Origin of the sequence: Kitasatospora sp. NPDC097605 (genome assembly GCF_040302725.1) — a bacterium.
Lineage (GTDB): Bacteria > Actinomycetota > Actinomycetes > Streptomycetales > Streptomycetaceae > Kitasatospora.
Genome location: NZ_JBEOSF010000040.1, coordinates 48,608 through 67,990, shown reverse-complemented (window position 1 = coordinate 67,990; position 19,383 = coordinate 48,608). Strand labels below are relative to the sequence as shown.

Here is a 19,383-nt window from a genome sequence, read left to right as displayed (position 1 = left end):
GCGAGCCAGGACGGCCCCCGCCCCTCCCGGGCGGGGGCCGTCCCCGTTCCACCGGCGCGGCCTCAGCGCGGGTAGGCGCCGTCCGGCCGCTGGTGCCCGCAGCTCAGCTGGTTGCCCTCGTCGTCCGAGACCGTCCCGAACCACGAGGTGCACCAGACCGACACCGAGTCCGGCCAGTACTGCACCTCGAAGGGGTGCCCGGGGCCGTAGTCCCCGTACGAGGTGACGATGAACGTCTCCCCCGGGCGCAGCCAGTAGTCCTCGCCCAGCGGCTCCAGGGTCAGTTCGAGCAGCCCCTCGGCCCGGTTGGTCACCGGCATCCGGCCGGTCACCTCCAGCGCGGAGAAGTCCCAGCCGCCGGTCTCCGCCCGCTCCTCCCTCATCCCGCCGCCACCCGCTCCAGCAGCCGCAGCGCCGCCGCGTCGAACGCCTCCGGCGCCTCGATCGCGCTCAGGTGGCCGACTCCGGGAAGCACCGTCAGCTCCGCGTCCGGCAGCGTCCGCATCATCAGCTCGGCCTCGTCGAGCGGCATCAGCGCATCCTCCGCGCCCGCCACCACGGCGGCCGGCACCCGCAGCCCGGCCAGCACCTCAAGGCGCTCCGGACGGGCCGCCATGGCCCGCTGCGCCCAGGCGACGGAGGCCGGCGGCGCGGCGGCGACCAGGTGCTGCACCCGGTCGGCCAGGTGCTGCGAGCCCGGGGCGAGCTGGCCCTGCGCCACCCGCTCGTCCAGCAGCAGCCGGACGCTGTCCCGGGCCAGCACGGCGGAGGCGATCCGCTCCCGGTTCTCCCTGGCGGCCTCCGGGTCTGCGGTGGCCTTGGTGTTGGCCAGCAGCAGGCCGGCCAGCCGGTCCGGGTGCCGCTCGGCGAAGGCCATCGCCACGTACCCGCCCATCGAGAGCCCGCCGAGCACCGCCCGGTCGATCCCGGCGGCGTCCAGCAGCCGGGCGACGTCGTCGGCGACGGCCTCCAGCGAGGGCTCCTCGGAGCCCAGCCCGGCGCCGCCGAAGCCGCGCTGATCGGGGGCGATCACCCGGGCCCGGTCCCCGTCCGGACCGGGCAGCTCGTCCAGTTGGGCGGACCACATGGCGGCGTTGAGCGGGAAGGCGTGCAGCAGCACGAGGGGAGTTCCGGTGCCGCTCTCGCGGACCGACACTGCGGAGGGGAGCTGGGTCATGGGGCCACCGTATTCCGGTGTGCCCGGCGGGCCCACTCGGCGGGCCTCCTTGTCCGCAATGTCATAGCCTGACGGAGAGTGAGGGAGCTTCCATGATCGAGTTGCACGACCTGACCAAACGTTACGGCCGCACACTGGCCGTGGACCGGCTGAGTTTCAAGGTCCCGCAGGGGGTGGTCACCGGATTCCTCGGGCCCAACGGCGCCGGCAAGTCCACCACCATGCGCATGATCCTCGACCTCGACCGCCCCACCGGCGGCCGGGTCACCATCGACGGCAAGAGATACGGGCAGCTCAGCGAGCCGCTCAAGTACATCGGCGCGCTGCTGGAGGCCAAGGCCGTCCACCCCGGCCGCACCGCCCGCGACCACCTGCTCTGGCTGGCCCAGAGCAACCGGATCCCCGAGCGCCGGGTGGACGAGGTGCTCGCCCTGGTCGGCCTCACCCCGGTCGCCCGCAAGCGCGCCCGCGGCTTCTCGCTCGGCATGGGCCAGCGCCTCGGCATCGCCAGCGCGCTGCTCGGCGACCCGGAGATCGTCATGTTCGACGAACCGGTCAACGGCCTGGACCCGGAGGGCATCCTCTGGATCCGCAACCTGATGAAGCGGCTGGCCTCGGAGGGCCGCACCGTCTTCGTCTCCTCCCACCTGATGAGCGAGATGGCCGTCACCGCCGACCACCTGGTGGTCATCGGCCGGGGCCGGCTGCTCGCCGACCTGCCGATGGCCGAATTCATCCGCCGCAACTCCCGCTCCGCCGTGCGGCTGCGCACCCCGCAGCCCGAGCGGCTGCTCGACGTGCTGGCCGGCGCCGGGGTGCGGCACGAGGCCGGGCCGGACGGCTCCTACGAGGTGGTCGACGGCGACCTCGCCGCGCTCGGCGAGCTGGCCGCCGCCAACGGCCTGGTGCTGCACGAGCTCAGCCCGCAGCAGGCCTCGCTGGAGGAGGCGTTCATGCAGATGACGGCCGACGCGGTCGAGTACCACGCCGGCGACGGGCCGGGGCGGGACGCGGCCGGCGCACCCCGCGCCTGGGGCGCGGACTGGCAGAGCGGGCAGGCCCAGCAGCCGGCCTCCCGCAGCACGGAGGAGAACTGAGATGGCGTCCTTCCCCGCGGTCCTGCGCTCCGAGTGGACCAAGATCCGCAGCGTCCGCTCGACGGTCTGGACCCTGGCGCTGACCTTCGTGGTCACCCTCGTCGTCGGCGCCCTGCTGTCCCTGCTCACCAACAACAACTTCGAGGAGTTCCAGAGCGACACCTCCCCGTTCGACGCCACCGGCACCTCGTTCGCCGGCATCATGCTCGGCGAGCTGGCCATCATCGTCTTCGGCGTGCTGGCGATCGGCAACGAGTACAGCAGCGGGATGATCCGGGTCTCCCTGGCCGCCGTCCCGCAGCGCGGCACCCTGCTCACCGGCAAGGCCGTGGTGCTCGGCGGGCTCGCGCTGGCCGTCTCGCTGGTGACGGCGTTCGTCACCTTCTTCACCGGCCAGGCGCTGCTCGGCGACCACTCCACCTCGCTGGGCGAACCGCACGTGCTGCGCGCGGTGTTCGGCGCCGCGCTCTACCTCACGATGCTCTGCCTCTTCTCGGCCGGCGTCACCGCGATGCTGCACAACCAGACGCTGGCGCTGGGCGTGCTGGTGCCGTTCTTCTTCCTGCTGTCGCCGATCCTCTCGGCGGTGCCGGGCGCCAAGACCGTCGCCCACTACTTCCCCGACTACGCCGGCTCCCGGATGCTGCTGGTCTACGAGCAGCAGGGCCAGCCGTACGGGCCGTTGGCGGGCTTCGTCATCTGCCTGGCCTGGACGCTCGCCGCGCTGGTCGGCGGGGCGATGGTGCTGAAGAACCGCGACGCCTGAGCGCGCAGGGGCCGGTCAGTACTTGGGAGCGCCGCGGCCGCGGAGCAGGTTCGAGGCCCGGCGCTCCCGAGCGCTCCAGCAGGCCCGGTGCCAGTGCCGGCGGTCGTCCACCCCCGCGCCGTGCATCGGCCAGGCCACCACATGGCCCACCCCGGGCGGGATCTCCTGGTCGCAGCCCGGGCAGCGGTAGTACCGGCCGGCCGTGCCGGCGACCGTCTGCACCACCCAGTCGTCGCCCTGGTAGTTCTCGGTCCGGCGCATCGAGCCGCCCAGCGGTGCGGCCGGCTCCGCCCGGTCGCGGTCGGCGGCGCTCTTGATCCGGTTGCGTCGGGGCGACACGGCGGCTACCTCTCTACGGGGTGCTGGGACCGTTCCAGCCTACGGCCGGCCACCACCCACCCGGGCCACTATCACGGCATCGGAGGATGATCGGGTGTTTCTCGGGAGATCCACCCGTTTCTCCGGGAAATCGGTGCTCCGGCGTGCCATTGGCACATGACATCGGCTACTCACGAGGAGACAGGCGGGGCCCGCAGACCCTGCGCGCACCCGAGGAGGCCTCAGAATGACCAGAACCAGCGCCCGCGCCGAGACCCGCCGCCCGGTCGGCGTCCGCCCGCCGGCCCCCGGCCCGACGCTGACCGCCACCGGCGCCACGGCCGTCACCGCCGGCGTCCCGCTGCCGGCCGTCCAGCGCTCCGGCGCCCCCGCCGCGGACACCGCACCGGTACGGGTCGGCGCGTTCCTGCTCTCCGCGCAGTTCCCCGGCCAGACCCACGGCGAGGCACTGGACCGCACGGTGCGCGCCGCCGTCGCGGCCGAGCAGGCGGGACTGGACAGCGTCTGGCTGGCCGAGCACCACTTCGTCCCGTACGGGGTCTGCCCGAACGCCGCCACGCTGGCCGCGCTGCTGCTCGGCCGGACCAGGCGGATCGGCATCGGCACGGCGGTCAGCGTGCTCTCCACCACGCACCCGGTGGCCCTCGGCGAACAGGCCGCGCTGCTCCACCTCACCTCCGGCGGACGCTTCACGCTCGGCGTGGGCCGCGGCGGCCCGTGGATCGACCTGGACGTCTTCGGCAGCGGCGTGGACGCCTTCGAGGGGGGCTTCCCGGAACGGCTCGACCTGCTGCTGCGCTGGCTGCGCGGCTCCCGGGTGGGCGCGGCCGGACCGCAGTTCAGCTTCCCCGAGGTGGCCGTGGTGCCCCGTGCCACCGAACCGCCGCGCCGCCCGGACCTCGGCGCCTGGCTGGGCCTCGACGACCGGACCGGAGTACTGCGCTTCCCCCGTCAGCGCCAGGACGCCGACGGCCCCGCCGACGAGCAGCTCACCACCGCCGGCCGCCCACCGGCCGGACCGCCGGTGGTGGTCGCCTGCACCTCACCCGGCGGGGTGCGCACCGCCGCCGAACGGGGCCTGCCGATGCTGCTCGGCATGCACTCCGGCGACGAGGACAAGCTGCACATGCTGGAGCTGTATCGTTCCGCCTGGCTGGCGGCCGGACGCGGCGAGGAGCAGCTGCGCCGGGTCAGCCGCCAGCACGTCGCGGCCGGGGTGGCCCAGGTCGACGACCGCACTTCGGCGGCCCGGGCCACCCTGCTGCGCGCGATGCCCGGCTGGTTCGAGTTCGGGCTCGGCGCGCACCGCACGGTGGACGGCCGGGAACGCAAGATGCGCGACCCGCGCCAGTACACCGAACTGCTCTGCGACCTGCACGCGGTCGGGACGCCCCGGCAGTGCGCCGACCGGCTCCAGGCCACCGCCGAGCGGACCGGCATCCGCCGCTTCGCCCTGCTCGCCGAGGGCAGCGGCGACCGGGAGGCGACTCTGCACAACATCGCCCGGCTCGGCTCCGAGGTCCTGCCCCAGCTGGGCTGAGTCGAGCCGAGACGGGGCCGCGATCAGCAATCGCGGAGTTCGTCGGACTGGTTGAGCAGCTGTTCACGGACCGAGGTGAAGCGCTCGTAGCGCTTCTTGTTGGCCGAGGACGGCCGGAACACCGCCACCCGGTGACAGTTCTGGAAGGCCAGCTCGACCCCGAAGTGCCGCTCCAGGGCCCCCCGGATGGCGTTGCTGGCGAGCGCCCGCAGGAGCTGGCCGCGGGCCTGCTCGCTGGGCGGCGGTACCTGGTTGTCGGCGAAGTCGGTGCCGTCGACCTTCGTCCGGGCGACCAGCGAGCTGATCAGGTCCCAGGCGTACGGCAGGGAGACGCGGACGCAGTCGACGAACTCCCGCTCGTCGACCTCGTCCCGCTCGGCCTTCTCCAGCAGGGCCGGTGAGACGTCGAGCGACATGGGTTCTCCTCTCGCGGTCCACCCGCGCGGCGCCCGGGTGGTGATGCGTAGTCCAAGTCCAAGCTGAGGGTGAGGGTGGGGCGCGTGTGTGTCCGGAGCACCGTCGGACGGGTGTGACGCCGTCGGACGGCCGTGTTTCCGGCACCGCGCCGACGCGGGGGCGCCGCTGACCTGTCGAGGGAGACGTTGGTCGGGGGCGCCGGCCGCTCAGAACAGCGTGGCAGTCAACGACGGGCCAGGCCGGTCATTCCTGCGGATTGCTCCGGGAATGCGCCCGGGTGCACCACATTGGCCGGATCCTGTCGGATCGTTCATCTGAAGTCTCCATCCCCGTTGACAGCGCTCCCGCAAGCAATCCGTCACACACCGTAGCGGCCTATGGTGGTGGCCGCCAGGGTGCCGACAGGCTTTCGCGGGATCGCAGGGGATCCATGGTGGCCGGGTTCGCGGATTCTTCACCCGGTCGTCGTGGAATCGCATCAACTGGCCCCGGTGGGCTAGCGTGGTCGACCGTGCGTCTCGTAATTGCCCGCTGCTCAGTCGACTATGCCGGTCGGCTCTCCGCCCATCTGCCCTCCGCCACCAGGCTCATCCTGGTCAAGGCCGACGGCAGCGTCAGCATCCACGCCGACGACCGCGCCTACAAGCCGCTCAACTGGATGTCCCCGCCGTGCGCCCTCAAGGAGGCCGACGGGGTCTGGACGGTGGAGAACAAGGCCGGCGAGAAGCTCATCATCACGCTGGAGGAGGTGCTGCACGACTCCTCGCACGAACTCGGCGTGGATCCCGGCCTGATCAAGGACGGCGTCGAGGCCCACCTCCAGGAGCTGCTGGCCGACCGGATGGAGGTGCTCGGCTCCGGCTGGTCGCTGATCCGCCGCGAGTACCCGACCGCGATCGGCCCGGTGGACATCCTGTGCCGTGACGCGGACGGCACCACGATCGCCGTCGAGATCAAGCGGCGCGGCGAGATCGACGGCGTCGAGCAGCTCACCCGGTACCTGGAGCTGCTCAACCGGGACCCGCTGCTGGCGCCGGTGAAGGGCGTCTTCGCCGCGCAGGAGATCAAGCCGCAGGCGCGCGTGCTGGCCACCGACCGCGGCATCGGCTGCGTGGTCCTGGACTACGACGAGCTGCGCGGCATCGACGACGACAAGCTGAAGCTCTTCTGAGCGGTCAGGTACCGCTCGGCGACGGAGACGTCGCGGACGCCGTCGGACTCCCAGGGTCCGACGGCGTCGTCGTGGGCGAGGTCGTGGAGGTGGGCTGGGTGGGCGCCGGGGTCATGGGGGACGGACTGGTCTCACCGGTCGGCCGAGTGCCGCCGGTGTTCCCCCCGTCACCGGTCGAACCGCCACCGCTCGTGCCGCCCGCCGCACCACCACCCGTGCCGCCGCCCGTCCCACCCGCGGCGCCGCCGGCCGAGCCGCCCGCCGGGGGCTGCGGCGGGTTCGGGGCGGCCGGGGGCTGCGAGGGCGCGGCGGCGGTGCTATCCCCCGGGCTCGGCGAACGGCTCGGCCGCTTCGATGCCGACCCCGAGGCCGACGGCGAGCCGGACGGCGTCCGCGAGGCGGTGGCCCCGCCGCTCGGCGCGGGCTCGTCCTCCGGTTCCTCCGAGTCCTGCGCGCCGGCCTCCTCCGGGGACCCGTCGGCGGGCGCCTCGGCCGAGGCGGACGGCGAGGAGGGCGAGGACGACGACGGCCGCGGCGCCGTGGAGCGCGGCGAGGCGCCCGCGCCGGGGAGGGCGGCGCCGTCGTCGCTGCTGCTGTGCGGGTCCTTGCCCTTCCCCTCGCCGCCCACGGTCATCCCGACCGCCGTACCGAGCACGCCCAGCGCCAGGACCGCCGCCGAGGCGGCGATCGCGGTGCGCTTGCCGCCGAGCCGCAGCGGCCCCCGGGCGAGGGCCCGCAGCCCGGGCCGGCGGGCCGGCGGCGCCTGGGCCGGCGCGGCGGGCGGCAGCGCTCGGCCCTCGGCGCGCAGCAGGTCGAGCATCCGGCGCGCCCCGGCCGCCCCGCGCCGCTCGCCGATCGCCCCGCGCAGCGCCAGCGCGGCCTCCAACTCGGCCATCGCCCGGGCGGGTTCACGGGTGCAGACGGCGTACACGCCGAGCTCGTGGTGGAACCAGGCCTCGTCGGCCCTGGCGCCGGTCCGCCGGGCGGCCTCCAGGCCGAGCTGCAGGGCGCGCTCCCAGGCCCCCCAGCGCAGCGCCAGCGCCAGCGCGGGGGCCGCCGCGCGGGCCAGCCGCAGCACCGCCTCGTGCCGGCCGGCGGCCCGGTCGGCGAGCAGGGCGCCGATCACCACCTCGGCCTCGGCGGCGATCTGCGGCAGCGAGACCGAGGAGTGCCCGACCCACCAGGCGAAGTGCTGGGCGGCGCCGTCGGCGGTGCCACGGGCCGGCCAGTGCGGGGCGAGCAGGTCCAGGGCCCCGGCGGTGAGCCGGTGGTGGCCGCCGATCGAGACGGCGAGCCCGGCGTCGGCGAGTTCGGCGAGCGCGCTCTCGCCCTGGCCCACGTCGATCAGCGCGGGCAGGTGCGGGGCGGTCGGGCACTCCCCGCCGAACGCCACGGCGAGCCGCAGCACGGCCTGCGCGGTCTCGCTCAGCCCCTCGGCGAGCCGGACGGCGGGCAGGGTGGACTCGGCGACCGAGGGCAGCGGCACGGTGTCGCGCAGCGCGGCCTCGCGGACCGCCGGGTCGGGGTGGCGGACGGGCTCCTTCACCGCCCCGAAGACGTCCATCCGGTCCTCCTCTGCGGCGACCAGCGCGTCCACCGCGACGTCCCGCTGGCGCAGCAGCGCGGCGGCCTGGACGAAGCGCAGCGGCAGGCCCTCGGACTCGAACCAGAGGTCCACCGCCCAGGCCTTCTCGGCGGCGTCCAGCGGCCGCCCGGCCAGCCGGGCGGCGAGGGCCAGGCAGGCGGGCCGGGAGAGGCCGGCGACCAGGTGGTCCTGGAGCCGGGAATCCGCCGGGAGCAGCGGGCTGTCGGGAGCGGCGGAGATCAGGAAGACGCTGTCGGGGGCGGCGGCGAGCATCGCCTCCAGTTCGGCGCCGACCGGCGCGACCTCGTCGATGACGACGATCGCCCCGACTCCGGCGAGGTGGTCGGCCAGCTGGTTGGGGTCGGGGCGGAAGCCGGGGGCGTGGTGGGTGGCCGCGAAGAGGTCCTGGAGCAGGTCGGCGGCGGTGCGGCGGTGGCCGCAGAGCTGGACCACGCCGCCGGGGGCGAGGCCGCCGGCCGCCTCGGCGACGGCGGACAGCAGGGCGCTGCGACCGGAGCCGGCCTGGCCGACCAGGCGTATGGACCGGCCTTCGGCGAGCAGGCCGAGCAGCTGGGCGATGTCGGCCTCGCGGTCGAGCAGCGGCAGGTCGGCGGGCCCGGCGCCGAGGGCGAGCGGGCCGACCCGGCGGCCGGCCTCGCCGGCCGGGCCGCGGGCGGGCGTGCCGGGCCCGGTGCGGCGCGGCCGGGGCCGCCACTCCCCGGGGCAGGGCCGGACCTCGGAGCCCTCGGGGCCACCGACGGTCACCAGCAGTCCCCCGGAGACCAGTTCACCGCTCCGGATGCGCACGGACTCCTGCCGGAAATCACCGGTTGGCTGTGCCACGTTCTGCTCCGCCCCACACTCGCGCCGTCAACCCCTGCCGGCCGTCACCCCGGCGAGGCCGGGCCGTGCGGGCCGTGTCCTGACGCCAGACTCTCGCACATCCGTGCCCGCCCGCGCAGCGCCGTGCCGGGGTGCGCGACGCCCCCGGGACGGGCCAGGGACGCGCCCGGCGTCAGACGGCCGGGAGGGTGGCGCCGCGGGGGTCGGCGGTGATGCCCTCGACGGCGAGGATGCGGTGCAGCCGGGTGGCCACCAGCAGGCGCTGGAGCTGGGCGGGGACGGAGCGGAGCACCAGGCGGCGGCCGATGCGCCCGGCCCGGCGGTGGGTGCCCATGATCACGCCCAGGCCGGTGGCGTCCCAGAACTCCAGGCGGGCCAGGTCGAGGACGAGGTCGCCGAGGCCGCCGTCGACGGCCTGGTGCAGCCGGGCCCGCGCGTCGGCGGCGGTGCGCACGTCGAGGCGGCCTTCGATGGCCAGCGCCGCGTGGTCGCCGGTGATGCGCATGCTCTCCTCCTCCGCGTGGCGGGCCTGGGGTACGGGTGTACGGGTGTCTGGTGTGCGGCTGTCGGTGGGGACGGGTGTCGCTGACGGTCTCGGGCCGGGAGGGTGGCGGGGCGGTGGCGGTCCGGGCGCCGGGCGGGCCCGCGGCCCCACGCACCGGCCCCGGCCGGAATCCCGGATTCCTCGTCATCACAACTGACGGCGAGCCGGCCCGCAGGGTTGCTGGTTGCGGACCGGATCTGAAGCAATTTCACTCGTCCGAGGGAATATACGCAGGAACTCTCCACACCTACGCTCGATTACCGCCCAAATCACCCGTCCGCGGCACCGGCGTGAGGAAACTCACCCGCTCTCGGGGAGGCGGGCCGACCGGGAGTGCCCGCCCGTCCGGCCCGCCCGTCACCGGCTCACTCGCCCGGGGTCACTTGCCCGGGTACGGGTAGAAGCCGCGGCCGCTCTTGCGGCCGAGGTCGCCGGCGGTGACCATCCGGGCCATGATCTCCGGGGCGGCGAACTTCTCGTCCTGGGTCTCCTCGTAGATGTTCCGCGCGGCGTGCAGCAGGATGTCCACGCCGGTCAGGTCGGCGGTCTCCAGCGGGCCCATCGGGTGGCCGAAGCCGAGCCGGCAGGCGGCGTCGATGTCCTCGGCGGTGGCGACGCCCGACTCGTAGAGCTTGGCGGCCTCGACGACCAGCGCGGTGATCAGACGGGTGGTGACGAAGCCGGCCACGTCGCGGTTGACCACCACGACCTCCTTGCCGACGCCCTCGGCGAAGGCCCGGGCGGCGGCCAGCGTCTCGTCGCTGGTCTTGTAGCCGCGGACCAGCTCGACCAGCTTCATCAGCGGCACCGGCGAGAAGAAGTGCACGCCGACGACCGACTCGGGACGCGAGGTGGCGGCGGCGATCCGGGTGATCGGGATGGCGGAGGTGTTGGAGGCGAGCACCGCGCCGTCCTTGGCCAGCTTGTCGAGCTCCTTGAAGACGCCCTCCTTGACGTCCAGCTGCTCGAAGACGGCCTCGACCACGAGGTCGGCCTCGGCGACCGCGCCCAGGTCGGTGGTGGTGGTGATCCGGCCGAGCGCCGCCTCGGCGTCCTCGGCGGTGAGCTTCCCCTTGGAGACGAACTTGTCGTACGAGGCGCGGATGCCGTCGAGGCCGCGCCGCAGCGCCTCCTCGGTCACGTCACGCAGGACCACCGGGTGCCCGGCCTGGGCGGAGACCTGGGCGATGCCGGCGCCCATCAGGCCGGCACCGATCACGGCGATCTGCTTGCTGGACGCACTGCTCATGGCTGGGTCTCCCGATGCCGTCGCCGCCCCGGTGGGCGGGCCCTGAAGGCGGCTCAAGGCAGGGTTCGCCCACCGAGCCGCATCGCTCATGGGCCGGACTTTAGTGCCCGGACGCGGCCCGTGGTGCCATCCGAGGGTGTGATCTGCGACCGACCTGGTCACCTGAGCAAATCGGTCGATCAGATCATCAGCCCGAGGTCCTGGGCGAGGATCGCCGCCTGCACCCGGCTGCGCAGCCGCAGCTTCGCCAGGATCCGGCTGACGTGCGTCTTGGTGGTCGCCTCCGCCATCTCCAGCCGCCCGGCGATCTCACCGTTCGACAGGCCGGCGCCGATGCAGGCCAGCACCTCCCGCTCGCGCGGCGTCAGGCCCTCCACCGCCGCCCGCACCTCCGGACCCACCGTCCGCTCCGGGCGGGCGAAGGTACCGATCAGCCGCCGGGTCACCGAGGGCGCCAGCATGCCGTCCCCGCGGGCCACCGTACGGATGCCCTCCACGAGGGTGTCCGCCTCCAGGTCCTTCAGCAGGAAGCCGGCCGCCCCGGCCCGCAGCGCGCCGTAGACGTACTCGTCGAGGTCGAAGGTGGTCAGCACCAGGACCTGCGCCGCCCCGGCCGCCACCACCTGGCGGGTCGCCGAGACGCCGTCCAGCCGGGGCATCTGCACATCCATCAGGACGACGTCCGGCCGCAGCTCCAGCGCCAGCCGGACGGCCTCCTCGCCGTCCGCCGCCTGCCCGACCACCTCCAGGTCGGGCTCGGCCCGCAGGATCATCACCAGCGCCGCCCGGACCGCCGCCTGGTCCTCCGCGACCAGCACCCGGATCGTCATGCCCGTCCCGCTCCTTCCTCCGTCGACAGCGCCCGCGGCAGCACCGCGCGCACACTCCAGCGGCCGTCCCGCGGCCCGGCCTCGAAGCTGCCGCCCAGCAGCGAGGCCCGCTCCCCCATGCCCACCAGCCCGGCCCGGGCGCCCGGCAGCGCCTGCCCCGCCCCCTGGCGGTACGGGCTGTCCACGGCGATCCGCAGCTCCCCGGGACGGAAGTCCAGCAGCACCCGCACCTCCCCCGGGCCGGCGTGCTTGAGCGCGTTGGTCAGCGACTCCTGCACGATCCGGTACGCGGCCAGCTGCACCGGCACCGGCAGTTCGCCGCGCTCGCCCCGCTCGGCCAGCTCGAAGCCCAGCCCGACGTCCTGCCCGGCCGCCCGCGCCTTGGCGAGCAGCGCGTCCACCGCCGACAGGTCCGGTGCGGCGTAGGACTCGTCGGCCTCGCCGCCGCCGCTGTCGCGCAGCAGGCCGATGATGCGGCGCATTTCGGCCAATCCCTGGACGCTGTTCTCGCGGATCACCCCGAGCACCTCCAGCACCGGATCGTCCGCCGCCCGGTGCTGACGGCGCGCCACCGACTGCGCGCCGGTGGCGTGGATCGCGATCGCCGACAGGTGGTTGGCCACCACGTCGTGCAACTCGCGGGCCATCCGGGAGCGTTCGGCGACGATCGCCTCGCGCCGGTCCATCTCCGAGAGCAGCGCGGTCTGCTCCGCCCGCAGCCGCTGGGCCTCCGCCTCCTGCCGGTGCTTGCGCACGATGTCGGCGGTCCACAGCGGGCCCAGGAAGATCAGCGTGGTGATCACCACCACCGCGACCGCCGTCGCCGAGTCGCTGTAGACGAAGGTCAGGGTGGTCAGCACCAGCACCGAGGCGGTGCCGGTCACGTGCAGCACCGGCGACATCCGGCGCGGGCCGTACACCACCGCCGCGTAGAGCAGGTCGGTGTACATCATGGTGGTCGCCAGCAGCGCGCCGGTGAAGATGCTCCCGGCGAAGACCAGCCCGCCGAGCGTCGCGATCAGGATCGGCCTGGTCCGCCGGAACAGCTCCAGGGCCGCCATCGCCAGCAGCGCCGGCAGCACCTGCCAGCGCGGCACGGCCGAGGAGTGGTCGTACACCTTGAAGGCGATCAGCAGCAGTCCGCCGAGCACTCCGAAGAGCGCGATGGACCCGTCGATCTGCCGCGGGCTGAAGGTGGGTCTGCGCACGCCCCCATCAGATCATCCCCGGCGGGGCGACGGCTCCGGTGCCGGGAGGAGCGGCCGTACATCGAAAGGTGCAGCCCGGGGCCGTCCCCGGCGACGACGCGCGCGCGGGAGCGCTCCGGGAGCCTGGAAACGTCACCGAGTCCCGGAGGAGACCATGATCGTCACCCTCGTCCTCGCCGCCGAGGTCGCCTTCTGGGTGGTCCTCGCCCTGGGCCTCGCCAGTCGCTACCTGCTGCGGTGGCGCACGGTGAGCACCGTCCTGCTGGTCGGGCTGCCCGTGATCGACCTGGCGCTCTTCCTGCTCACCTTCCTCGACCTGCGTGGCGGCGCCACCGCCTCCTGGACGCACGCGCTGGCCGCGAGCTACCTCGGTTTCTCGGTCGGCTACGGTCCGTCGGTGGTCCGCTGGGCCGACGCCCGGTTCCTGCACCGCTTCGCGGGCGGGCCGAAGCCGCTGACCGCGCCCAAGTACGGCAGCGCGCGCAGCCGCTACGAGTGGGTGGTCTGCCGGCGCACGCTGATCTCGGTGGCGATCACCGTCACCCTGATCTCCGCGCTGAAGCTGTTCACCGACGCCCCCGGCGCCGAGGTCTTCGACCAGTGGTACTGGAAGCTCGGCATCGCCGCGGCGGTGAACACCGCGATCGCCGCGAGCTACACGCTCTGGCCGAAGGAACCGCCGGCCGGCGCGATCGTCGAGGACGGCCGGATCGTCGGCTGGCAGCTCCCCCAGCAGCAGCGCTAGCGGTTCTCGCCCGGCACCCAGAGCACGTCGCCGCGCTCCTTGTTGGCCGACCGGGCCAGGATGAACAGCAGGTCCGAGAGCCGGTTGAGGTACTTGGCGGTCAGCGGGTTGACGGTGTCCCCGTGCGTGTCGATCGCCGCCCAGGTGGCCCGCTCGGCCCGGCGCACCACGGTGCAGGCCAGGTGGAGGTGGGCGGCGCCCGGGGTGCCTCCCGGCAGGATGAAGCTGCGGAGCTTCTCCAGCGACTCCAGGTAGTGGTCGCAGTCCGCTTCCAGCTTGTCGATGTAGGACTGCTGGACCCGCAGCGGCGGGTACTTGGGGTCCTCCACCACCGGGGTGGCCAGGTCGGCGCCGACGTCGAAGAGGTCGTTCTGCACCCGGGTCAGCACCGCGGCCACGTCCTCGGGCAGCGCGCCGACGGCGATCGCCACGCCGATCGCGGCGTTGGCCTCGTTGGTGTCCGCGTACGCGACCAGCCGCGGATCGGTCTTGGTCGTGCGGCTCATGTCGCCCAGCGCGGTGGTGCCGTCGTCGCCGGTGCGGGTGTAGATGCGCGTCAGATTGACCATGCGGCCAGCCTAGCCGGGCACATCAGGCGACGTTGACCCGCTGGCCGGGCGGGGCCGCCTCCAGCCAGGCCAGGAAGCCGGTGAGCGCGTCCTCGCTCATCGCCAGCTCCAGCGGGGCCCCGTTGTGCAGACAGCGCAGCACCACCGAGCCGGAGAGCAGGGCCAGCTCCTCCTGCCCCTCCGGGTAGCGCCGGCCGAGCACCTCGATCTCCCGGCGCGGCAGCACCTTGCGCGGGCGCGGGGCGTAGGAGAAGACCCGGAACCACTCAATCGAATCGCCGCTGTACCGGCCGATACCAAAAACCCACCCCTTGCCGTCGGTCTGCGGGACCGGGGCCGGGGTGGGTTGGCCGTTCTCGTCGAGGTCGGGCTGCGTCGAGGCGTCGGCCGGCATTTTGAGCCGGTAGCTGCAGTCGAACGTGCCACCGACCCGCTGGATCACACGGCGGCGTACCGCGAACGCGACCAGCCCGATCACACCGAGCGCCACGACCGCCGCACACACCACAAGGGCGAGGACCATGCTCACCTACCTCCTCGCTACCCGCGTTCCCCGTGTCGGTCGTACCAGGCGACCGCGTTGACCTACCAACTGAGACGACAGTCCCGGGGTCACGCTCACGCGTCCCCGGGACCGTCGGTCGACCCCGCTCAGGCGGGGTCCGGCGCACTCAGGCGCGGGCCTTGAGGCCACGCGCCGCGAACAGCCGGACCTCGGCGCGCCGCTCGGCGTGCTCGTCCAGGTCGGACTTGGCCTTCTCCAGTGCGCGCTCGGCGCGCGCGACGTCGATCTCGTCCGCCAGTTCGGCGATCTCCGCGAGCAGAGACAGCTTGTTGTCGGCGAAGGAGATGAAGCCGCCGTGCACCGCGGCGATCACGGTGCCGCCGTCCGTGGTGCGGATGGTGACCGGACCGGTCTCCAGCACGCTCAGCACCGGGGTGTGACCCGGCATGATGCCGGTGTCACCGGAGGCCGTACGGGCGACGACGATGGTGGCCGCACCGGACCACACCTTGCGGTCGGCTGCGACCAGCTCGACGTGCAGCTCAGCCAACGTGGGCTCCTAGGCTCATGCAACGCCCGATTACTCGGGAGTTTCGGTAAGAATAACGGGCCCGCGCCCCCGGCATGAAACCGGCGGCACGGATTTGACCGGAATCACAGCCGATGCGACGCGAGGGGTGGGTCCCAGGGTTGGGGCCCACCCCTCGCGATCACGCTCGGCTGCTACCGGCCGCGATTACTTCTTCGCCAGCTCGGCGGCGTTCTTCTCGAGGTCCTCGATGCCACCGCACATGAAGAAGGCCTGCTCCGGGACGGAGTCGTACTTGCCGTCCGCGATCGCGTTGAAGGCCTCGATGGTCTCCGACAGCGGGACGGTCGAGCCCTCGACGCCGGTGAACTGCTTCGCCACGTAGGTGTTCTGCGAGAGGAAGCGCTCGATGCGGCGGGCACGGTGGACCGTGACCTTGTCCTCCTCGGACAGCTCGTCGATACCGAGGATCGCGATGATGTCCTGGAGGTCCTTGTACTTCTGCAGGATCCCCTTGATACGGACGGCCGTGTCGTAGTGGGTCTGCGCGATGTACCGCGGGTCGAGGATGCGGGACGTGGAGTCCAGCGGGTCGACGGCCGGGTAGATGCCCTTCTCCGAGATCGGACGCGACAGAACGGTGGTCGCGTCCAGGTGGGCGAAGGTGGTGGCCGGCGCCGGGTCGGTCAGGTCGTCCGCGGGGACGTAGATCGCCTGCATCGAGGTGATCGAGTGACCGCGGGTCGAGGTGATGCGCTCCTGCAGGAGGCCCATCTCGTCGGCCAGGTTCGGCTGGTAGCCCACCGCGGAGGGCATGCGGCCGAGCAGGGTCGACACCTCGGAACCGGCCTGGGTGAACCGGAAGATGTTGTCGATGAAGAGGAGCACGTCCTGCTTCTCGACGTCACGGAAGTACTCCGCCATGGTCAGCGCGGAGAGCGCGACGCGCAGACGGGTGCCCGGCGGCTCGTCCATCTGGCCGAAGACCAGCGCGGTCTTGTCCAGAACGCCCGAGTCGACCATCTCGTCGATGAGGTCGTTGCCCTCACGGGTGCGCTCGCCGACGCCGGCGAACACCGACACACCACCGAAGTTCTCGGCGACGCGGTAGATCATCTCCTGGATCAGAACGGTCTTGCCGACACCGGCACCACCGAACAGACCGATCTTGCCACCCTGCACGTACGGGGTGAGGAGGTCGATGACCTTGATGCCGGTCTCGAACATCTCGGTCTTGGACTCGAGGTCCTTGAACTCCGGGGCCTTGCGGTGGATCGGCCAGCGGACCTCGACCTGCTTGTCGAACTCCGCCTGGTCGACGTTCAGCACGTCACCGAGGGCGTTGAAGACCTTGCCCTTGGTGATCTGGCCGACCGGCACCGAGATGGCGGCACCGGTGTCGGTGACCTGCGAGCCACGGACCAGGCCGTCGGTCGGCTGCATCGAGATGCCGCGGACCATGCCGTCGCCGAGGTGCTGGGCGACCTCGAGGGTCAGGGTCTTCTTGCCCGTGCCGTCGGGGTTGTCCACCTCGACGTGCAGGGCGTTGAACATGTCCGGGATCGCGTCGACGGGGAACTCCACGTCGACGACCGGGCCGATGACCCGCGCGACGCGGCCCGTCGCCGTGGTCGGCTCAACAGTGGTGGTCATACTCATTCGCTCCCCGCGCTAGCGTCGGCCAGGGCGTTCGCGCCACCGACGATCTCGCTGATTTCCTGGGTGATCTCGGCCTGACGGGCCGAGTTGGCAAGCCGCGTGAGCGACTTGATGAGCTCGCCGGCGTTGTCCGTCGCGCTCTTCATGGCGCGGCGGCGGGCGGCGTGCTCGGAAGCGGCCGACTGCAGCAGCGCGTTGTAGATCCGGCTCTCGACGTACCGCGGCAGCAGCGCGTCCAGGACGCCCTCCGCCGACGGCTCGAAGTCGTACAGCGGGAAGATCTCCGCCTTGGCCGGCTTCTGGTCGCTGAGCTGGACCTCGTCCAGCTTCAGCGGCAGCAGCCGGGCCTCGACCGCGTTCTGCGTCAGCATGGACACGAACTCGGTCGAGATCAGGTGCAGCTCGTCCACGCCGCCGGTCTCCGCCGTGAAGGCCTCGATCAGCTCGGACGCCACCGTCTTCGCGTCGCCGTAGGTCGGCTTGTCGGAGAAGCCCGTCCACGAGCCCGCGACCTGGAGGTTGCGGAAGCCGTAGTACGAGACGCCCTTGCGGCCGACGATGTACGTCACCACGTCCTTGCCCTCGGCGCGCAGGCGCTCGGAGAGCGTCAGCGCGGCCTTGATGGCGTTGGTCGAGTAGCCGCCCGCCAGACCGCGGTCCGCCGTGATCAGCAGCACCGCGGCGCGCGAGGCGCTCGGGTTCTCGGTGGTGAGCGGGTGCTTGGCGTTGGACCGGGTGGCCACCGCCGTCACCGCCCGGGTGAGCTCATCGGCGTACGGAGTGGAGGCGGCCACCGCGCGCTGCGCCTTGACGATGCGCGACGCGGAGATCATCTCCATCGCCTTGGTGATCTTCTTCGTCGCGGTGACAGAGCGGATCCGGCGCTTGTAGACCCGAAGCTGTGCTCCCATGGGTCGTTACGTCCTTTCCCTCGCTACCGGACTCAGGCCTGCTCGGAGAGCAGCTTGCCGTCGGCGGTCTGGTAGCCCGCCTTGAAGGACTCGATGGCCTTCGTCAGCGCGTCGACGGTGCCGTCGGCCAGCAGACCGGTCTCGACGATGCCGGCCAGCAGGTCCTTGTGCTGCAGGCGGACGTAGTCCAGGAACTCGCGCTCGAAGCGGCGGATCTCGGCGACCGGGACGTCGTCCAGCTTGCCGTTGGTGCCGGCCCAGATGGAGACGACCTGCTCCTCGACCGGGAACGGCTGGTACTGGCCCTGCTTCAGCAGCTCGACCATGCGCGCACCGCGCTCCAGCTGGGCCTTGGAGGCCGCGTCCAGGTCGGAACCGAAGGCGGCGAACGCCTCCAGCTCACGGTACTGGGCGAGGTCCAGGCGCAGACGGCCGGCGACCGAGCGCATGGCCTTGATCTGGGCGGAGCCACCGACGCGGGAGACCGAGATACCGACGTTCACGGCCGGGCGGATGCCGGCGTTGAACAGGTCGGACTCCAGGAAGCACTGGCCGTCGGTGATGGAGATGACGTTGGTCGGGATGTACGCCGAGACGTCGTTGGCCTTGGTCTCGATGATCGGCAGACCGGTCATCGAGCCGCCGCCCAGGGCGTCGTTCAGCTTGGCGCAGCGCTCCAGCAGGCGGGAGTGCAGGTAGAAGACGTCACCCGGGTAGGCCTCGCGGCCCGGCGGGCGGCGCAGCAGCAGGGAGACGGAGCGGTAAGCCTCGGCCTGCTTCGACAGGTCGTCGAAGATGATCAGGACGTGCTTGCCGTCGTACATCCACTCCTGGCCGATGGCCGAGCCGGTGTACGGGGCGAGGTACTTGAAGCCGGCCGGGTCGGAGGCGGGAGCGGCCACGATGGTGGTGTACTCCAGCGCGCCGGCCTCCTCCAGGGCGCCGCGGACGGACGCGATGGTGGAGCCCTTCTGGCCCACGGCGACGTAGATGCAGCGGACCTGCTTCTCCGGGTCGCCCGAGCGCCAGTTGTCGCGCTGGTTGATGATCGTGTCGACGGCCACCGCGGTCTTGCCGGTCTGGCGGTCACCGATGATCAGCTGGCGCTGGCCGCGGCCGATCGGGGTCATCGCGTCGATGGCCTTGATGCCGGTCTGCAGCGGCTGCTTGACCGACTTGCGGGCCATGACGCCCGGAGCCTGCAGCTCCAGGGCGCGGCGACCGGTCGAGGCGATGTCGCCCAGGCCGTCGATCGGGTTGCCCAGCGGGTCCACGACGCGGCCGAGGTAGCCGTCGCCGACCGGGACGGAGAGGACCTCTCCGGTGCGGCGCACCGTCTGGCCCTCCTCGATGCCGCCGAACTCACCGAGGACGACGACACCGATCTCGCGGGTGTCGAGGTTCAGCGCGAGGCCGAGCGTGCCGTCCTCGAACTTCAGCAGCTCGTTCGCCATGACCGAGGGCAGACCCTCGACATGCGCGATGCCGTCCGCCGCGTCAGTGACCGTGCCGACCTCTTCCACAGAGGCGGCGTCCGGCTGGTACGACTGGACAAAGTCGGCCAGCGCGTCCCGGATCTCCTCCGGACGGATCGTAAGCTCCGCCATCAGGCTTCCCTGCTCTCCTAGTTTGCGATCCTCGGCCCGCCATTGAGGGCCGCAAGTACTCGACTCTCGGCCGGGTCGTATGAACCGGCCGT

At 72.6% G+C, this 19,383-nt stretch carries 20 protein-coding genes; 5 read left to right on the top strand and 15 right to left on the bottom strand.

The features are described from left to right. Window positions 1-62: 62 nt before the first annotated feature. Together ABTX81_RS32305 and ABTX81_RS32300 are read right to left on the bottom strand one after the other, a co-directional pair. On the bottom strand, window positions 63-383 hold the full coding sequence (locus ABTX81_RS32305; protein ID WP_350553087.1) for a hypothetical protein: 321 nt from the start codon (window positions 381-383) through the stop codon (window positions 63-65). After that, window positions 380-1,177, bottom strand: coding sequence for an alpha/beta fold hydrolase (locus ABTX81_RS32300; protein WP_350553085.1), 798 nt, complete (start codon window positions 1,175-1,177; stop codon window positions 380-382). Before ABTX81_RS32300 ends, ABTX81_RS32305 begins: the two co-directional genes overlap by 4 nt. 92 nt (window positions 1,178-1,269) lie before the next feature. Here ABTX81_RS32300 and ABTX81_RS32295 point away from each other — a divergent pair, with 92 nt between their 5' ends. Together ABTX81_RS32295 and ABTX81_RS32290 are read left to right on the top strand one after the other, a co-directional pair. Continuing rightward, window positions 1,270-2,274, top strand: coding sequence for an ABC transporter ATP-binding protein (locus ABTX81_RS32295; protein WP_350553083.1), 1,005 nt, complete (start codon window positions 1,270-1,272; stop codon window positions 2,272-2,274). A 1-nt stretch (window position 2,275) separates the two neighbouring features. After that, on the top strand, window positions 2,276-3,040 hold the full coding sequence (locus ABTX81_RS32290) for an ABC transporter permease (RefSeq protein WP_350553081.1): 765 nt from the start codon (window positions 2,276-2,278) through the stop codon (window positions 3,038-3,040). 15 nt (window positions 3,041-3,055) lie between these two features. Here ABTX81_RS32290 and ABTX81_RS32285 read toward each other — a convergent pair whose 3' ends face one another. After that, a complete protein-coding gene (locus ABTX81_RS32285; RefSeq protein ID WP_350553079.1) occupies window positions 3,056-3,379 on the bottom strand; it encodes an Rv1322 family protein in 324 nt (107 codons plus the stop codon). A 226-nt stretch (window positions 3,380-3,605) separates the two neighbouring features. Here ABTX81_RS32285 and ABTX81_RS32280 point away from each other — a divergent pair, with 226 nt between their 5' ends. Then, window positions 3,606-4,919 carry an LLM class flavin-dependent oxidoreductase gene (locus ABTX81_RS32280; protein WP_350553077.1) on the top strand — a complete coding sequence of 438 codons (1,314 nt, stop codon included), beginning with the start codon at window positions 3,606-3,608 and terminating at the stop codon, window positions 4,917-4,919. A gap of 23 nt (window positions 4,920-4,942) precedes the next feature. Here ABTX81_RS32280 and ABTX81_RS32275 read toward each other — a convergent pair whose 3' ends face one another. Continuing rightward, window positions 4,943-5,335, bottom strand: a complete 393-nt coding sequence (locus tag ABTX81_RS32275; protein WP_350553075.1) for an SCO5389 family protein — start codon at window positions 5,333-5,335, stop codon at window positions 4,943-4,945. Between the two features lie 512 nt (window positions 5,336-5,847). Between ABTX81_RS32275 and nucS the strand changes: the two genes are divergently transcribed. Further along, window positions 5,848-6,507 (top strand): endonuclease NucS, encoded by a 660-nt coding sequence (nucS, locus tag ABTX81_RS32270; RefSeq protein ID WP_350553073.1) that lies wholly within the window; start codon window positions 5,848-5,850, stop codon window positions 6,505-6,507. A gap of 4 nt (window positions 6,508-6,511) precedes the next feature. On the opposite strand, the gene ABTX81_RS32265 is transcribed toward nucS, so the two are convergent. The 5 genes from ABTX81_RS32265 to ABTX81_RS32245 form a co-directional block, all read right to left on the bottom strand. Beyond that, window positions 6,512-8,899, bottom strand: a complete 2,388-nt coding sequence (locus ABTX81_RS32265) for an ATP-binding protein (protein WP_350553071.1) — start codon at window positions 8,897-8,899, stop codon at window positions 6,512-6,514. 208 nt (window positions 8,900-9,107) lie between these two features. After that, window positions 9,108-9,440, bottom strand: coding sequence for an STAS domain-containing protein (locus ABTX81_RS32260; protein ID WP_350553069.1), 333 nt, complete (start codon window positions 9,438-9,440; stop codon window positions 9,108-9,110). Window positions 9,441-9,858: 418 nt separating this feature from the next. Next, window positions 9,859-10,728: a 3-hydroxyacyl-CoA dehydrogenase family protein gene (locus ABTX81_RS32255; protein WP_350553067.1), complete on the bottom strand. Its 870-nt coding sequence runs from the start codon at window positions 10,726-10,728 to the stop codon at window positions 9,859-9,861. Window positions 10,729-10,907: 179 nt separating this feature from the next. Beyond that, window positions 10,908-11,558, bottom strand: coding sequence for a response regulator (locus ABTX81_RS32250; protein WP_350553065.1), 651 nt, complete (start codon window positions 11,556-11,558; stop codon window positions 10,908-10,910). Then, a complete protein-coding gene (locus ABTX81_RS32245) occupies window positions 11,555-12,766 on the bottom strand; it encodes a sensor histidine kinase (RefSeq protein ID WP_350553063.1) in 1,212 nt (403 codons plus the stop codon). Before ABTX81_RS32245 ends, ABTX81_RS32250 begins: the two co-directional genes overlap by 4 nt. 154 nt (window positions 12,767-12,920) lie before the next feature. On the opposite strand from ABTX81_RS32245, the gene ABTX81_RS32240 reads away from it, so the two are divergent. Beyond that, window positions 12,921-13,511 carry a hypothetical protein gene (locus tag ABTX81_RS32240; RefSeq protein ID WP_350553061.1) on the top strand — a complete coding sequence of 197 codons (591 nt, stop codon included), beginning with the start codon at window positions 12,921-12,923 and terminating at the stop codon, window positions 13,509-13,511. Here the strand turns inward: ABTX81_RS32240 and ABTX81_RS32235 are convergent. From ABTX81_RS32235 to atpA, 6 genes are all read right to left on the bottom strand, one after another. Beyond that, a complete protein-coding gene (locus ABTX81_RS32235) occupies window positions 13,508-14,080 on the bottom strand; it encodes a cob(I)yrinic acid a,c-diamide adenosyltransferase (RefSeq protein WP_350553057.1) in 573 nt (190 codons plus the stop codon). The genes ABTX81_RS32240 and ABTX81_RS32235 overlap by 4 nt on opposite strands. A gap of 22 nt (window positions 14,081-14,102) precedes the next feature. Beyond that, complete coding sequence (locus tag ABTX81_RS32230) at window positions 14,103-14,603, bottom strand: DUF2550 domain-containing protein (protein ID WP_344324216.1); 501 nt, start codon at window positions 14,601-14,603, stop codon at window positions 14,103-14,105. A gap of 148 nt (window positions 14,604-14,751) precedes the next feature. Beyond that, window positions 14,752-15,135: a F0F1 ATP synthase subunit epsilon gene (locus ABTX81_RS32225; RefSeq protein WP_350553055.1), complete on the bottom strand. Its 384-nt coding sequence runs from the start codon at window positions 15,133-15,135 to the stop codon at window positions 14,752-14,754. Between the two features lie 186 nt (window positions 15,136-15,321). Next, a complete protein-coding gene (atpD, locus tag ABTX81_RS32220; RefSeq protein ID WP_350553053.1) occupies window positions 15,322-16,767 on the bottom strand; it encodes a F0F1 ATP synthase subunit beta in 1,446 nt (481 codons plus the stop codon). Between the two features lie 2 nt (window positions 16,768-16,769). Further along, the gene (locus ABTX81_RS32215) at window positions 16,770-17,684 is read right to left on the bottom strand and encodes a F0F1 ATP synthase subunit gamma (protein WP_350553051.1); all 915 of its coding nucleotides are present in this window, start codon (window positions 17,682-17,684) and stop codon (window positions 16,770-16,772) included. A 32-nt stretch (window positions 17,685-17,716) separates the two neighbouring features. After that, complete coding sequence (atpA, locus tag ABTX81_RS32210) at window positions 17,717-19,291, bottom strand: F0F1 ATP synthase subunit alpha (RefSeq protein WP_350553049.1); 1,575 nt, start codon at window positions 19,289-19,291, stop codon at window positions 17,717-17,719. Between the last annotated feature and the right edge of the window lie 92 nt (window positions 19,292-19,383).

What these genes read in the sequence shown, in the direction of transcription:
- ABTX81_RS32305 (WP_350553087.1), bottom strand. Translation starts at nt 383, where the DNA reads ATGAGGGAGGAGCGGGCGGAGACCGGCGGCTGGGACTTCTCCGCGCTG.
- ABTX81_RS32300 (WP_350553085.1), bottom strand. Translation starts at nt 1,177, where the DNA reads ATGACCCAGCTCCCCTCCGCAGTGTCGGTCCGCGAGAGCGGCACCGGA.
- ABTX81_RS32295 (WP_350553083.1), top strand. Translation starts at nt 1,270, where the DNA reads ATGATCGAGTTGCACGACCTGACCAAACGTTACGGCCGCACACTGGCC.
- ABTX81_RS32290 (WP_350553081.1), top strand. Translation starts at nt 2,276, where the DNA reads ATGGCGTCCTTCCCCGCGGTCCTGCGCTCCGAGTGGACCAAGATCCGC.
- ABTX81_RS32280 (WP_350553077.1), top strand. Translation starts at nt 3,606, where the DNA reads ATGACCAGAACCAGCGCCCGCGCCGAGACCCGCCGCCCGGTCGGCGTC.
- ABTX81_RS32275 (WP_350553075.1), bottom strand. Translation starts at nt 5,335, where the DNA reads ATGTCGCTCGACGTCTCACCGGCCCTGCTGGAGAAGGCCGAGCGGGAC.
- ABTX81_RS32260 (WP_350553069.1), bottom strand. Translation starts at nt 9,440, where the DNA reads ATGCGCATCACCGGCGACCACGCGGCGCTGGCCATCGAAGGCCGCCTC.
- ABTX81_RS32255 (WP_350553067.1), bottom strand. Translation starts at nt 10,728, where the DNA reads ATGAGCAGTGCGTCCAGCAAGCAGATCGCCGTGATCGGTGCCGGCCTG.
- ABTX81_RS32250 (WP_350553065.1), bottom strand. Translation starts at nt 11,558, where the DNA reads ATGACGATCCGGGTGCTGGTCGCGGAGGACCAGGCGGCGGTCCGGGCG.
- ABTX81_RS32240 (WP_350553061.1), top strand. Translation starts at nt 12,921, where the DNA reads ATGATCGTCACCCTCGTCCTCGCCGCCGAGGTCGCCTTCTGGGTGGTC.
- ABTX81_RS32235 (WP_350553057.1), bottom strand. Translation starts at nt 14,080, where the DNA reads ATGGTCAATCTGACGCGCATCTACACCCGCACCGGCGACGACGGCACC.
- ABTX81_RS32230 (WP_344324216.1), bottom strand. Translation starts at nt 14,603, where the DNA reads ATGGTCCTCGCCCTTGTGGTGTGTGCGGCGGTCGTGGCGCTCGGTGTG.
- atpD (WP_350553053.1), bottom strand. Translation starts at nt 16,767, where the DNA reads ATGACCACCACTGTTGAGCCGACCACGGCGACGGGCCGCGTCGCGCGG.
- ABTX81_RS32215 (WP_350553051.1), bottom strand. Translation starts at nt 17,684, where the DNA reads ATGGGAGCACAGCTTCGGGTCTACAAGCGCCGGATCCGCTCTGTCACC.
- atpA (WP_350553049.1), bottom strand. Translation starts at nt 19,291, where the DNA reads ATGGCGGAGCTTACGATCCGTCCGGAGGAGATCCGGGACGCGCTGGCC.